The sequence below is a fragment of the Paenibacillus sp. OK060 genome, from assembly GCF_900101205.1.
Taxonomy (GTDB): domain Bacteria; phylum Bacillota; class Bacilli; order Paenibacillales; family Paenibacillaceae; genus Paenibacillus; species Paenibacillus marchantiae.
On the sequence record NZ_FNFR01000004.1, the window covers coordinates 710222 to 725285 of the forward strand.

Genomic DNA, 15064 nt, shown 5'->3' on the forward strand with positions numbered 1-15064 from the left:
TGGCATTGAGTGGACGGCGAGGAATTCATCAAATCGCTCGGCCATCTAGGAATTAAGGGAAAAAGGGCAGTCTCGGGGGAAGTGTTGATAGTATAACAGAACTCGTATCGCGGCTTGTTTAATTGACGCCAAAATATTACAATATTATGATATGATCATTGCTAAACATGAATTTTGGCTCCAAATAAAGAGAGCAAGGGGAGGTGCTGTAATGCCAAAATTAAAAGATATCGCAGAACGTGTAGGCGTATCCATATCAACGGTTTCGCGTGCGATCAGCAATGATACCAATCGACCGGTCAATGAAGGGACAAAACGAAAAATTAGAGAAGCTGCTCATGAGTTGGGATACATTTTGGATGAATCCTCCAAATCCATTGGCAAAGAGAATACCTCAGCCAAACGGATAGCTTGTATCGTGCCACAGATTTTGATGGATGACCATCCGTACTTTTCACAGGTACTGACAGGTTTTCACGTTAAAATGACGGAACTGGGGCTGCCTCCAGCCATTGTCCGCACTTGCGAAGAACTTAGTGACACCGAACGGATAAAAATGATGCTTCAGGAAACGGGTACTCAAGGTATAGTCGCAATCAGCTGGTACGATGAAAAATTGTTTGAGCTGCTTGAGCAAGAGAATATCACTGTACTGGGTGTAAGTCTCAATGACGAAAGACTTACTGTACCGGTCGTTGACTGTGACCGAATATTTTCTGCTCGCACAGCAGTCCGTCATTTGATCGAGCAAGGCCATACCCGGATTGGGTTTATTGGTGGCCCCGCATATTCGGAACAAATAGAGAGCGAAGAAAGGTATGTCGGTTATAAATTTGCCATGCTGGAAGCAAACCTGAATCTGAATGAACATTGGATTATCAACACCAACTGGAATGTGAATCTCAGCTACAGCAAACTGACGGATCTCCTGACCGAGACGCCCAAGTCTGATTGGCCGACGGCCATTTTTTGTGCAAGTGATATGCTCGCTATTCCTGCGATGCGGGCAGTTGTTGAACAAAATGGTCGTATTCCTCAAGATATCGCATTCGTGGGCATGGATAATATCTCTATGGCGCAGTATACGACACCACCTCTGACGTCCGTACAAGTTCCAAAATATGAAATCGGCAAAGTAGCAGCACAATTAATTAACGATTATCTGGAAGGACGTTATTCATCTCTCCATAAAGTTTTGTTGCCCAGCACCCTTATTGTGAGGGAATCATCTGTTTATGATCGTACAAATCATACAAATCATACAAATGACTAGTTAGTTGTGTGATATTATATTACATATAAATTCAGATAACTGTCATATAAAACCTACGAGGAATGCATCCGCGTGGGTTTTTTCTTGTTTTTTTAGCCAAAAGTAATCCAAATAAAACCAAAAAAATGTTTGACAATCGTCTATGGGCTATATTATGATGTATGAAATTAAGCGTTTGGCGTTATTTTTTATGTTTTTGGATTTAGCCAGAAACTAAGATTATATGTTAAACCAAATTATTGATTGCGCTTTCATCCCCTTTAAATCAATGTTTATATAAAATATACAAGAAACCTCTAAAACTCTTATAAACTATTATCCAAACTGATACTTACCCATTTACATATAATATATTCCAAACTAGCACCAAATATATATCCAAAAAAAACAAATCCCCTTGCGTTAGATGATGAACTCATTTATTAACGTTATCCACTCACTTTGTGTAATAACTTCTAACATATAAGTACTTCAAATCAAATTTCAGAAATCAAAAAAGAAAGGTGGGAACTGCTTCGAGCAGCGTAAGGACGCTGGTGGTGTAACACAAAGACATTTTGCCAGGCAGAATTGTAGTGACGATTCCAGGGGGGATGTTCATGGCCAATACAACTGTACAACCTGCAATGAATGCAGTACAGGAAAAGAAGAGAAGAAGACGTCAAAAGTGGAACCCCATTTTACGAAATTGGCAGCTTTATTTGTTAATTTCACCAGTTGTTGCTTATTACATTGTCTTTCAGTACTTGCCGATGTATGGCATTCAAATCGCATTTAAGGATTTCATTGCAACGAAGGGAATCTGGGGAAGTCCCTGGATCGGTTTTGAACATTTTGAACGTTTTTTTCACAGTTATTACTTCTGGAGATTAATTAAAAATACGCTTGGACTTGGGTTGTACAGCTTGGCGGTAGGTTTTCCAGTCCCTATCATTTTGGCGCTTCTGATGAATGAGGTAAGGGCGGAAAAGTTTAAAAAATTTGTTCAGACCATAACCTATGCGCCGCACTTTCTATCAACCGTCGTGGTCGTAGGCATGATGATGATGTTTTTATCGCCGCGATACGGAATCATTAATCACTTCATTGGTATGTTTGGCGGTAATCCCATTAATTTCTTGTCTGAGCCTTCCTGGTTCAAGACCTTGTTTGTGATGTCGGATGTATGGCAGACCATGGGCTGGAGCTCGATTATTTATTTGGCGGCATTAGCCGGCGTGGACTCTCAGCTTCATGAAGCAGCGCGTGTGGATGGGGCAACCCGGTTGCAGCGGATATGGCATATTAATATACCGAGTATTATGCCGACAATTATCATTTTGTTCATTTTAAATATCGGAAGCATCATGGGTATTGGTTTCGAGAAAGTCCTGCTGATGCAGAACACACTGAATTTAGAAACCTCGGACATTATCTCTACCTACGTTTACCGGAGCGGGATACAAGATGCTGAATACAGCTTCTCGGCGGCGATTGGTCTGTTTAACTCCATAATCAATTTCATCTTATTAGTTACTGTTAACCAGATCTCAAAACGTATGAGTGAAACGAGCCTATGGTAAGGGAGTTGCTGATGCATGCTTGTTGAATCTAGAGGAGATCGTATTTTTAATGTAATTAACCATTTTTTGTTAATTATAATTACGCTCATTGTTATTTACCCGCTTGTTTTTGTGTTAAGTGCTTCGTTCAGCGATCCGCAGGCCGTCCTGCGTGGTGAAATGTTCCTATGGCCTAAGGGGATCAATTTCCATTCTTACGAGAAGATTTTTCAGAACAAAGATATCCTCAGAGGTTATACCAATACACTGATCTATACGTCAGTGGGGACGCTGATTAATCTTGTCATGACGATTCTGGCGGCATATCCGCTATCTCGAAAGGATTTTATAGGTCGCAATGCTATCATGGCCCTGTTTGTTTTCACGATGTTCTTCAGTGGCGGATTAATTCCAACCTATATGCTAATCAAAAACCTTGGCATGTTAAACACATTTTGGGTCATGATCATTCCAAATGCCGTTTCGATCTGGAACATCATCATTATGCGGACATTCTTCCAGCAATCGATTCCAAATGAGTTGCATGAGGCGGCGACGATTGATGGCTGCTCCAATATTCAAACGTTAACCCGGATTATCCTGCCATTATCCATGCCCATTATAGCGGTGACGATTCTGTTCTATGCTGTTGGGCACTGGAACTCCTTCTTTAACGCAATGTTGTATCTGTCAGACAAGGACAAGTTTCCACTTCAACTCATTTTGCGGGAAATTCTGATTCAAGGGCAGACGAACGATATGGTCAAAATGTCAACCGAATCTGCGATTAAGCAGCAAAGGGAAGTGGAAGGCATCAAATATGCTGTACTCGTCGTTGCCAATATACCGGTGCTCCTGCTTTATCCTTTCCTGCAAAGATATTTTGTTAAAGGCGTAATGATTGGTGCCATTAAAGGATGATTCCTTGTATGGATAACGATGGGACAAAGGGAGGAATAAGAATGACACTCAAAAAGTGGGGGAGTATCGCTCTGGTTTGTATCATGTCCGTTTCGATGCTGGCCGGGTGCAATTCTAAGGATGCTGATCCGGGAAGTGCCAAGGATAAAGGAGGTGCCAATGGCAAAGTCAATGCGAGTGGATTTCCGATCGTAAATGACACCATTAAAGTGAGCGGATTTGCCGGAAAGTTTTTTGCCAATGCGGACTGGAACGATCTTAGACTCTGGAAAGAGTATGAGAAGATGTCCAATGTTCATATCGAGTGGGATACGGTGCAGAAGGATAATTTGAAGGAAAAACGTAATCTCCTGCTGGCAGGCGGCGCTTACCCGGAGCTGTTTTACGCCTCGGCGTTTTCCAGATCGGATCTGCTGAAATATGGCAAGCAGGGCGCATTCATTCCTCTAAATGATCTGATCGACCAATACGCGCCTAACTTTAAGGCTCTAATGAAGAAGTATCCGGTTATTGGCAAAGGGATTACGATGCCCGATGGTAACATATATGGGCTGCCAACCTTGTATGATCCGGAATTCAAGTCGGTTCTGTACGGAACACCTTGGGTGAAGCAAGAGTGGCTTGATAAATTAGGTTTGCAGGAACCGCAGACGTTAGATGACTTCTATAATATGTTGAAAGCATTTAAAGAAAAGGACCCGAACGGCAACGGGCAGAAGGACGAGATAGCCTGGGGCGGTGTGGGAACGGCTGGTGTGGTGAACTACCTGAGAGGTTCATTTGGGTTGAATAATCATGGCACCTCCAACATTAACATTGATACAGATCCTCAGACAGATAAAGTACGCTTTATTCCAACCGATCCCCAATACAAGGAGCTGTTACAGTTCGTGAATAAGCTTTACAAGGACGGATTGCTTGAGCAGGACATTGTATCTGTTAAGAGTACCGAAGTAGATGCTAAAGGTATGGAAGGCCTGATCGGAGTTGTTGATAATGTCGATCCGGTTGCGATATACAATCAACAAGGTTATGTTGGCATGCCCGTACTGAAGGGTCCTCATGGCGATCAGACATACAACGCCTATGGTTCTCCACTCGGTAATATCGGGATGTTCGTACTGACAGATAAAGCCCAAAATCCAGAGGCCATGATCCGCTGGATGGATTATTTCTACAGCGATGAGGGCATCAAAACGTTCTTCATGGGCTGGAAAGATGAGACGTATAAAGAAGACGCAGACGGTAACGTAGATTATGTCGATAATATTAAAAACAACCCGGATGGCCTTAATCTGGACCAGGCGGTAGGTCAATACCTGATCTGGCCGGGTGGATACTACCCTGGTTTTGTGAAGCAGAAATACTTCAAGGGTGCTGAAGGTCTGCCAACTTCGGTGGATAATGCGAAAAAAGCAGAGTCTCACATCTTACCACAAGATCAAATTTGGCCTCCATTTAATTTCACGCAGGAAGAGCAGCGGGATCTGACCACTTTCCAGACGGATATTGAAACGTATGTAGATGAAATGCGTGACAAATTCATTACTGAAAATGAATCCTTTGACAATTGGGATCAGTATGTGGCAGCTCTCCAAAAGATGGGCGTAGAACGATATGTAGCCATCTATCAATCAGCAGCAGACCGTTATACCCAAGCGGATTAGAAGGTTCATCCGTAGATTTCAGATCATAAAGGAGTGAACAAATATGAGTCAACTGAAAGCAGTCCTGATTGGAGCAGGTGCGAGGGGAGCGGGTGGCTATGCACCCTATGCACTTGATTATCCGCATGAGCTTACCTTCATTGCGGTTGCCGAAGCCGATCCAGTGAGAAGAGCAAGATTTGCTGAGAAGCACGGGATTCCGCCGGAACACTGTTATGAGACTTGGGAGCCGCTGTTGGCTGAACCTAAGCTGGCTGATATTGCGGTTATTTGTACACAGGACAGAATGCATTATGGCCCAACGATGCAGGCTTTAGATAAGAAGTATCATGTTATGCTGGAGAAGCCGATGTCTCCTGATCCGAAGGAATGTCTTGAGATGGAACAAGCGGCCAGAGATAATGACCGGCTGCTGACGATCTGCCATGTGCTGCGGTACACACCGTTCTGGAATACAATCAAGAAGGTGATACAAGAAGGACGTATCGGAGAAATTGTCTCCATTCAGTTGAATGAGAATGTGGGTTACTGGCATATTGCCCACAGCTTCGTGCGGGGAAATTGGAACAATTCCAACACATCCAGCCCGATGATCCTGTCCAAGTCATGCCATGATATGGACGTATTATCCTGGCTTGTGGATCAGCCTTGCCTTAAGGTCAGTTCGTTCGGATCTCTTAAACATTTTCATGAAGGCAATGCACCGGAAGGTTCCGCTGACCGATGCTTGGATTGTGCTGTAGAACCAACCTGTGCGTATTCTGCACCAAGATTTTATTTGAGTGACCAATTCAGGGGTTGGGCAGGACATTTTACACAGGAGCTGACAAAGCCGAATATTATACAGGGCTTGCGTGATACCGATTACGGCCGGTGTGTATACCGGAGTGACAATAATGTGGTAGATCATCAGGTTGTGAATATGGAATTTGAAGGAGGAGCTACGGCCATGTTCAGTATGTGCGGCTTTACATTTGAGCAGGAACGTAGAATCCAGATCATGGGGACGAAAGGAGAACTTCGTGGTGAGGAAGATCAAATTACGGTGTACGACTTTTTGACACATCAAAAAACAGAAATCACAATCCCTTCTCAAACCAGTGGCCATGGTGGGGGAGATAGCGGCATTGTGAGGAATTTTCTGAATGAGGTGCGTCACTATAACGGTCAGGAAAGCCTGACATCGGCTGCAGCTTCCGTCCGGAGCCATCTGATTGCATTCGCAGCTGAAAAGTCGCGGCTGAACGGGGGCGAGTCTATCGATCTGAATGAATATGCCCGTCAGCTTATGGTGAAGGAAGAGCTATCTAAATAATCAGCAGTGTATCGATAAGCTGCCCCTCAAGGTATGAATATATTTTGAGGGACGGCTTTTTTTGTTCGTTTGGAATTCGAGAATTTTCTTCACGGACCTTCAATACCATCATCCACTAAGATAAACGGGAATCGGCTGTCGACTTAGGGCCAGTTATTCCATGACCCTACCAGGGGGGGCTAACTGTAAGGAGAGGTCTGACACAATAGACTTGGAAAACGCCATGCCACAGAAGTTCGCCGGTAAGCTGAGTGACTTTGCGAATTACTTCTTGTGTAATATACTTAGTATACTAATATTATGATGTCAGGGTGGTTTTGTGGAATTGCATTTATACGAGCAGATATATGTCTCTATTGTACAAGAGATTAAAGAAGGTCGATTAAAAGAAGGAGACCGAGTCTCTTCTGAAAAAGAGTTGGCTGAAAAATTTGGCGTCAGTCGTATTACATCTAAAAAGGCTTTGGAGAAATTGGCAGATTCTGGGGTTATTAAACGGATACAAGGAAAAGGTTCATATGTGGCCGATGGTATAATTGGAGGACAAGAACCGAAGCACTATTCAGAGGTAAAAACGACCTTGGTGCCTGAGGATGATAAGCGGTTGATCGGTTTTATTATACCGAATTTTTCTGACGAGTTTGGCCTACAACTTCTTAGATCGATGGAAAAGCGGAGTGCTGAGCATAATTATCAACTCATTATTAAACGAACTTGCGGGGATCGGGATGAGGAAAAACGCGCGATCGACTTATTTATTGGTTTGGGCATCAAAGGATTAATCGTGACCCCCATTCATGGTCAACACTATAATTCGGAGCTGCTTCGACTTGTATTAGATCGGTTTCCAATCGTTTTGGTCGATAGATATCTAAAAGGAATTCCGGTTTGTTCGGTATACACAGACAATAAGAAAGCAGCCATGGATCTTACGCGGCATCTGATTAGCAAAGGCCATAAAAAAATTGCCTTTTTATCTCCGCCGGAAGAGAACACTTCAACATTGGAGGAAAGGCTGCTCGGATATACGTTTGCCTTCACCCAAGAAGGAATGAACTTGAACAAAGATTATGTATTGACGAACTTGAAGGGCACCCTTCCCATGAACATAAACGGGACAGCGATTAATAGTGATAAAGAAACAGTAAAGCATTTTTTAAAACAACACCCTGATGTAAAGGCGTTTGTCGCGTCGGAATTTCTAATAGCTACCATGCTGGCTCAAGTCATCCACTCCATGGGGAAATCTTTGGAGGAATTCGAGATTGTTTGTTTCGACTCCCTGAACGATCACTTGGGTCAACCCATCTTCACACATATTAAGCAGGATGAGAATCAGATGGGTGAATTGGCAGTGGATATGCTAATCTCTCAGTTGCATGGAACAGCAGTTCCCGAGCTGAACATCATTGAACATCGTATGGTCGTGAAAAATAACAGGTAGGGTTAATACAAGCGCAGCTCAACAAAAGCAAGCATATTGTTCAAGGTGTCGAGAAGTCCCCGGGGGCTTATCGGCACCTTTTTTGATTTTTTTGATATCAGAAATAAACTTCGAAGCATGGACCTTCCTTACCTGATATCGCAAGAAAAACTTCTTCTAGAGGCGGTCTGTCTTCTGTGAAGTATGTCGTAATATTGCAATTGACATGCTTCGTGATGTCATATTAATATACTGAGTATAATTAGTATAGCCAGTAGGGTTCTTATAACAAATTCACTTTGTTCATCATTTTTTGATTTTAATAGTTCATATCACCAGTCTTGTTAGCGCTTACATAAAATGTGGATTGATCAGAAAATGGAGTGGATTCTATAGGAATTCAAGTTAAACTAATTAATTTAACTTAAGGGGGACTTTGAATGAGGAGATCCAAAAAATTCGCATTTCCAATTCTTGTTTACTTTCTGGCTATGTCACTACTTGTAACCGCTTGCTCAACGAAGGGAGACTCAAGTGATCAGGCCGGAGAGGGGAATACAACGGTTACGATGTGGCATGGTCTTACCTCCATTGATTTAGATAATTTGAATAAAGTCGTGAAGGCATTTGAAGAGAAAAACCCTACCATCAAAATGAAATTGGTTTATACAGAATCCAGTGAGGGATCCGATCAGAAGCTGCTGACTGCAGTCGCTGGCGGCAATCCTCCTGACGTTGCACTTTTCGACCGTTTTAAGGTCGGTACTTGGGCTGCGCAAGATTCTCTGACTGACTTATCCTCGATGGCAGCAGAATCTGGAATTCTTAAGGAAATGTATTATCCATTTGCTTGGGAGGAGTCCAGTTATCAAGGAAAGCTTTATGCAATGCCGATGGATACGGACTCTCGCCTGCTATTTTACAATAAGGATCATTTCAAAGAAGTAGGGCTGGATCCCAACAAACCACCACAAACGATCGCCGAGCTTGAAGCTGCCGCCGAAAAGTTAACCATCAAGGAAGGTAAACGTTTCAAACGGATCGGGTTCATCCCATGGTATTCGCAAGGCTGGCTGTATACTTGGGGATGGGCATTTGGAGGAGAATTCCAGGACGCTGCCACTGGCAAAATTACCGCAAATGATCCTAAAGTCGTTGAAGCGCTACAATGGATGACCGACTTTGGCAAAAAATACAATGTCGAGGATATTGCCGGATTTACAAGCGCAGCTGGCACGGAGGAAATGGATCCGTTCATTTCCGGTCAAGTCAGCATGAAGATAAGTGGAAACTTTACGGTGAAGGGTATCGAAAAATTTAAGCCGGATTTAAATTACGGTGTTGCACCAATACCGACCCCAACAGGTACTAATTTTACGACATGGTCGGGAGGCGGGTCCGCTATTATCCCTAAAGGCGCCAAGAACGTCGCTGCTGCTTGGAAATTCCTCGAATTCTTAGGGAAAGAAGAGGGGCAAACGTTATTAAACGCTGACTCTCAAATTTCCGTTATCGATTCGGTTAACGACAAGTACGGTTACAAGGACGATCCGATTATGAAGGAATTTATTAATATTTTGCCCAATTCACACAACCGCCCGGTTATTCCTGAAGGACAGCTGTTGTGGAATGAGTTAGCTTCCGCTACGGAAAAGGCTACCCGCGGTAACGGTACTCCGAAAGAGAACCTGGATAGAGTAACAGAGACTATTAATAAGGCTTTAGAAAAATACGACAAATAGGGTGCTCGGTAGGCAGGGAGAGAACTCTCTCCTTGCCTATTAATGAATGACTATTGGAAGGAGAATGCACATGGCGAAACTGGCCGATTCAGTTCAAGTAAACGCAATTCCATCGGCAAGGAAACGAGCACTCCACAGAACTAACGTGATTGGGTGGCTGTTTGCTTCACCTTGGGCTATAGGGCTGCTATGCTTTTATGCAATTCCGATGCTAATGTCCATCTACTTCAGCTTCACTACGTACAGCATTCTGCAGCCTGGTGAATTTGTCGGAATGAGTAATTATATAGATCTATTTCATGATCCTCTGTTTTGGAAATCCATATACAACACGCTTTATTTCACCGTATTTTTTGTTCCATTAAGTATATTTTTCGGTGTGGCACTCGCTATGATGTTGAATATGAAGGTCAAGGGGATGGCTATATTCAGAACGATCTTTTTCTTGCCTACACTTGTTCCACAAGTGGCTTTGGCTGTTCTGTGGATGTGGTTGTTACATCCAAACTTCGGATTGGTGAACGGGATGTTAGCGAATATCGGTATCGATGGGCCTTCTTGGCTTGGTGGTGAGTCGTGGTCCAAGCCTTCGCTCATCTTGATGTCGCTTTGGGGTATTGGGCAAGCCGTCGTCATCTACCTTGCTGGATTAGGAGACATCCCTGATGAGTACTATGAAGCAGCGCAGATCGATGGAGCTAACTGGTTTCAGAAAACGAGAAAGGTAACCCTACCTTTGCTCACTCCCGTTATTTTCTACAACCTTGTCATGGGAATGATCGGTGCATTCCAACAGTTTACTCTTCCCTATACGTTGACCAAAGGGCAAGGAACTCCTGCAAATTCCATGACTTTTTACGTCATGTATTTATATGAGAACGGATTCAGGTATTTCAAAATGGGTTATGCCTCCGCAATGGCCTGGATCTTATTTATTATCGTTATGGCATTAACCGGAATTATTTTTATTACGTCTAAACGCTGGGTTCATTATCAAGGGAAATAAGGAGGAGGAAGTAAGGGATGAATCCTACCGCTATCAAAAGAATCAATCGTGCTTTAGCCTATGTATGTCTAATTGTTGCTTCTGCATTTTTCATTATTCCGTTCATTTGGCTGCTTTCGACTTCTCTTAAACCACTCACACAAATCTTTACATTCCCACCAGAGTGGATTCCGCATCCAATTTTGTGGAGTAATTATTCCCGTGCCGTTGAGTATATCCCTTTCTGGACATATCTGAAAAACACAGCGATTATAACAATCGTTAGTACGCTTGGTGTGATCATATCCTGTCCCTTGGTTGCCTATAGTTTTGCCAAGTTAGAGTACCGTGGGAGAGGTATACTTTTCTTTGTTACCCTTGCTGTGATGATGATTCCCGGACAGGTGACGATGATTCCTCTATTCCTGTTGTTTACTAAATTAGGTTGGGTAGGAACATCTCTTCCACTGATTGTACCTCAATTTTTTGGAGTGCCCATTTACATTTTTCTATTGCGGCAGTTTTTCATGGGACTGCCTGATGCCCTGCGCGAAGCGGCCCGCTTAGACGGCGCTAGTGAGTTCCGCATATATTTACAGATCATGTTTCCACTAGCCAAATCCGCCGTTTTAGCCGTGGCATTGTTTCAATTTATGGGGAGCTGGACTGATTTCATGGGCCCCTTGCTCTATTTAACCAATGAACCATCTTACACGGTTTCGCTCGGATTGCAGCAATTTCAGAGTCAAAAGGGATCCGAATGGGGTCTATTAATGGCCGTATCCACCTTGATGACATTACCTATTATTGTTTTGTTCTTTTTTCTTCAAAAGACGTTTATTAGCGGCATTACATTTAGCGGTATAAAAGGTTGAACATCATAACGCTGGATAGGTCTGTTTGAAAAAAGTTAATAAGCAAATAGGCAGCGATGTGTAAAGCAGAAGCTGCCTTTTTGCGTACCAAAATAAGGAGATTCAGGAGCTTCTCGGCCACTCAAGCCTGAAGACAACCTATCGGAGATGGAGGATTAGCCCTCTCTTCGTCTAATAATATATATGGAACATTAAGCGAATTCGTATATTTTCTCCTACGCGGGAAATGGGGTAGAACACCATGGTAATAGCCCAATTAAGTGTACAGGTTAGCTCGAACTTAGCAAAACAACAATGTGATCTGAAAGGTAATGCCAATTTTAATGATAAGGGTGATTGATATGGAACGAGGACTCATTATATTTTTAAATGGTACGTCAAGTGCGGGAAAGACGAGCATCGCGATGGAATTGAAAAATCAGGGAGAGGTTCCGTTTCATCATCTGTCTGTAGATCAATTTGCCCAAAATTATGATCAGTTTATCGACAATACATACCCAGATATGAAACCAACAAGAGAAGTGGAACACCATGTGATGACAGATATCCTGTTCGACCCCATCAATTCGTTGTACTATGCAACCATTAAACTGTTTTCGGAAATGGGTTTGAATGTCATCGTGGATACGGTCATCAGCAATGACAAGTGGTTTAATGGTTTTTATGATTTACTATCGGATTATCCGATATTGTTTGTAGGTGTACACTGCTCGAAAGAAGAACTCACCAGAAGAGAGCAGAGCAGGGGAGATCGTGCGATTGGACTCGCCCATTCCCAGTTCGACTACATATACTCCTATAATGAATATGATCTGGAAGTGAACACGGAAGAGCTTAGCTCAGCTGCATGTGCGGAAAAGATATTAAGTTATATGAATTCCGAGCAGGAATACGCGGCATTTAAGAAGTTAAGTAGAAGAGATTGAAGGAGATTAGTAAATTAAACGATTAAAGATTATCATTGGAAAAATCCGAAAGAATTGAAAGGTTGTCTGATTCCCCATGGGAAGAAGGAGGGCCTTTCTTTTTTTGCACAGTTGAAATGGGAAAATTTTATGAATCCAGAAGATGATATCCAACACATGTTACAGGTAATCATTGAGAAAACACAATCCATCATCAACGACAGTCGTAAGCGATCTTTCGGCTCTTTGGAGTATTTCTTGGAACATGTTCTAGTGTATCGAGATAAACAGCAATATATGTCTAACGAGTGGCATATCCGCACACCGCGCTGGCTAGGGGAGTATGGAAATACGCCGGAGGAAGAAGAGCTCCTTTCAGACATCTACCGACTGCAAGCGTATATCGCTGAGAAATTAAAGGGCGGATAAGCGGCTGGTGATGTCGCATTAGTCCGACTCAAATGTCGCAAAAGTACATGGTAACGCGATGCGGAGATCGTTTATACTCTCTTTATGTTTCGATAATGAAAATCATTATCAGTATTATACATAAGGGGGATTCATCATGAATCAAGGAACAAAGGGGCAGGCTGCCGGAAGCAAGGCATATGCTGCTCGCAAATCACGATTATTCATGGGCTTGATGTTAGCCCTTATTCTTGTCCTGACGGCTTGCGGTGCCGGAACAGGTACAGATAGCAGCAATCCGTCTGCGGCAACGCCAGCGGAGACACCTGCGAATGCAGAAACACAGACGGACGGAGCTTTTCCTGTAACGATTAAACACATGAAGGGTGAGCTCACGCTAAAAGAAAAACCAAAGACCATTGCTGTGCTTGATGTCAAATTCCTGGATCAAATGTTAGCGGTTGGCGAGAAGCCGGCTGGCAGTGTTATCGCTGGAGGCAACACCGATTTTCCAGAATACTTAGGCGATCAGCCGAGTGATGTAAAGGTTCTGGGTACACGGGACGAGCCTAATCTGGAAGCAATTGTAGCACTAGATCCAGACCTGATTATCATGACGGACTTCCAGGAGAAGCAGTACGAGAGTGTAAGCAAAATTGCACCTACCCTGGTACTTGATTTTTACGAAGACTGGCGTGATACGTTAGCCACAGTTGCTAAGATTACAGACAAGCAGGACGAGGCCGAGAAAGTACGCACTGCATATGAGGACAAAGTCGCTGGATTGAAGGCGAAGTTGTCAGAGAAAATGGGAGATGAAACGGTAGCCCTTATTCGTCCGAGAAAAGAAGGCATCCGTGTTCATGGGATTGAGCATCGTACAGGTGTTATTCTGTATCAGGATCTGGGCTTGAATATGCCTGCACTGGTTGAGGGAATCAAGGATGATACTTCTGTTGAAATCTCAATGGAGAAGGTGCCTGAGATTGGCGCAGATCGTTATTTTGTACTGTCAGATGAACTGTTTGCGGCAGAAGCTGAGGCTATGGTAAGTAATCCGGTGTGGAAGTCCCTTGATGCTGTGAAAAATAACCGCACGTATGACGTAAACTCAACACTTTGGATCGCATATTACGGACCTCTTGCGATTAATCTAATTGTAGATCAGGCATCGGAAGCTCTGCTCGGATCGAATTAATATGACCCATTATCTCTCGACAGACTCATGGAAAGAGACAGTGAAGGATCATTCGATTTTGCTTGGTGAGCCGCCTGAACATAGTGTCCGTACCATTGCTTTGAGTGAACTGCATGACGAAGAGGCGTGCCGGGAGTATATCAGCTGGTTTCAGGAGTATATCGACGCGCCTGATATGAAGGTTGCCGCTTCGATGTTAGCCAAGCGAATTGGCTATCTGTGGACCGCGCCGCTGGTGACCGCGATGACTTTTCATCATCAGCATGTTTCGTTTCAGCTGGAGAACAGCTTTCTCTATCATCCGGCGCTCTCAGATCATGAAGGCGGCACACGATTTCCTTTTCTAGCGGTGAATGGACTTCGGGCAGAACCACTATCGGAAGACAGGGAATCCTCGCGGGAAAAGGTTGTAGAGGAGATGTTTGCGGTACAGCTTACACCGCTGTTAAAGATGCTTGCTGCCATTGCTCCACTTTCAATGAGTATTCTCTGGGAGAATATTATGGTACGCATTGGCCGCCTATACACAACGGATGAAAACGAGACGGAGCAGGAAAGAGAGCAAATTCAGGCAGACTTTGCCTATCTGACGCAGGTGGCATCCGGGCAGATTTTCGGCGTGAGAAAGAATCCGTTAACTCGCTTCACCGAATGCAAAGACAATGGCTACGTTGCCAAAAGCGAGCGGATCACCTGTTGTTTTTATTATCAGATGTCAGGGGAATATTGCAGAAAATGTCCGAAAATTGACAATGAGAATAAATCTCAATTAAAATGACAACAGCAACCATTTTACCTTTGCTATTGTCAG

General features: G+C 43.4%; 13 protein-coding genes. All 13 read left to right on the forward strand.

Translation table 11 applies throughout. From position 1 onward, the window contains the following. Window positions 1-211: 211 nt before the first annotated feature. The 13 genes from BLS14_RS18450 (at window position 212) to BLS14_RS18510 (ending at window position 15031) form a co-directional block, all read left to right on the forward strand. Entirely contained in the window at window positions 212-1273 is a 1062-nt protein-coding gene (locus tag BLS14_RS18450) for a LacI family DNA-binding transcriptional regulator (protein WP_090953288.1), read from the forward strand. A gap of 599 nt (window positions 1274-1872) precedes the next feature. Then, window positions 1873-2835, forward strand: coding sequence for an ABC transporter permease (locus BLS14_RS18455; RefSeq protein ID WP_090953290.1), 963 nt, complete (start codon window positions 1873-1875; stop codon window positions 2833-2835). A 15-nt stretch (window positions 2836-2850) separates the two neighbouring features. Further along, a complete protein-coding gene (locus BLS14_RS18460) occupies window positions 2851-3735 on the forward strand; it encodes a carbohydrate ABC transporter permease (protein ID WP_090953293.1) in 885 nt (294 codons plus the stop codon). A gap of 41 nt (window positions 3736-3776) precedes the next feature. Then, window positions 3777-5402, forward strand: coding sequence for a type 2 periplasmic-binding domain-containing protein (locus BLS14_RS18465; RefSeq protein WP_090953295.1), 1626 nt, complete (start codon window positions 3777-3779; stop codon window positions 5400-5402). Between the two features lie 43 nt (window positions 5403-5445). Next, window positions 5446-6717 (forward strand): Gfo/Idh/MocA family protein, encoded by a 1272-nt coding sequence (locus BLS14_RS18470; protein WP_090953297.1) that lies wholly within the window; start codon window positions 5446-5448, stop codon window positions 6715-6717. Between the two features lie 319 nt (window positions 6718-7036). After that, window positions 7037-8161 (forward strand): GntR family transcriptional regulator, encoded by a 1125-nt coding sequence (locus BLS14_RS18475; protein WP_072734219.1) that lies wholly within the window; start codon window positions 7037-7039, stop codon window positions 8159-8161. 419 nt (window positions 8162-8580) lie between these two features. Further along, entirely contained in the window at window positions 8581-9882 is a 1302-nt protein-coding gene (locus BLS14_RS18480) for an ABC transporter substrate-binding protein (RefSeq protein WP_090953299.1), read from the forward strand. Between the two features lie 70 nt (window positions 9883-9952). Next, on the forward strand, window positions 9953-10888 hold the full coding sequence (locus tag BLS14_RS18485) for a carbohydrate ABC transporter permease (RefSeq protein WP_063564007.1): 936 nt from the start codon (window positions 9953-9955) through the stop codon (window positions 10886-10888). Window positions 10889-10905: 17 nt separating this feature from the next. Continuing rightward, the gene (locus tag BLS14_RS18490; protein WP_072734216.1) at window positions 10906-11742 is read left to right on the forward strand and encodes a carbohydrate ABC transporter permease; all 837 of its coding nucleotides are present in this window, start codon (window positions 10906-10908) and stop codon (window positions 11740-11742) included. A 341-nt stretch (window positions 11743-12083) separates the two neighbouring features. Then, window positions 12084-12668: a chloramphenicol phosphotransferase CPT family protein gene (locus BLS14_RS18495; protein ID WP_079695367.1), complete on the forward strand. Its 585-nt coding sequence runs from the start codon at window positions 12084-12086 to the stop codon at window positions 12666-12668. Window positions 12669-12779: 111 nt separating this feature from the next. Next, the gene (locus BLS14_RS18500; protein ID WP_090953302.1) at window positions 12780-13076 is read left to right on the forward strand and encodes a hypothetical protein; all 297 of its coding nucleotides are present in this window, start codon (window positions 12780-12782) and stop codon (window positions 13074-13076) included. Window positions 13077-13212: 136 nt separating this feature from the next. Further along, on the forward strand, window positions 13213-14253 hold the full coding sequence (locus BLS14_RS18505) for an ABC transporter substrate-binding protein (protein ID WP_090953304.1): 1041 nt from the start codon (window positions 13213-13215) through the stop codon (window positions 14251-14253). A 1-nt stretch (window position 14254) separates the two neighbouring features. Then, window positions 14255-15031 carry an IucA/IucC family C-terminal-domain containing protein gene (locus BLS14_RS18510; RefSeq protein WP_090953306.1) on the forward strand — a complete coding sequence of 259 codons (777 nt, stop codon included), beginning with the start codon at window positions 14255-14257 and terminating at the stop codon, window positions 15029-15031. The last annotated feature ends 33 nt before the right edge of the window (window positions 15032-15064 follow it).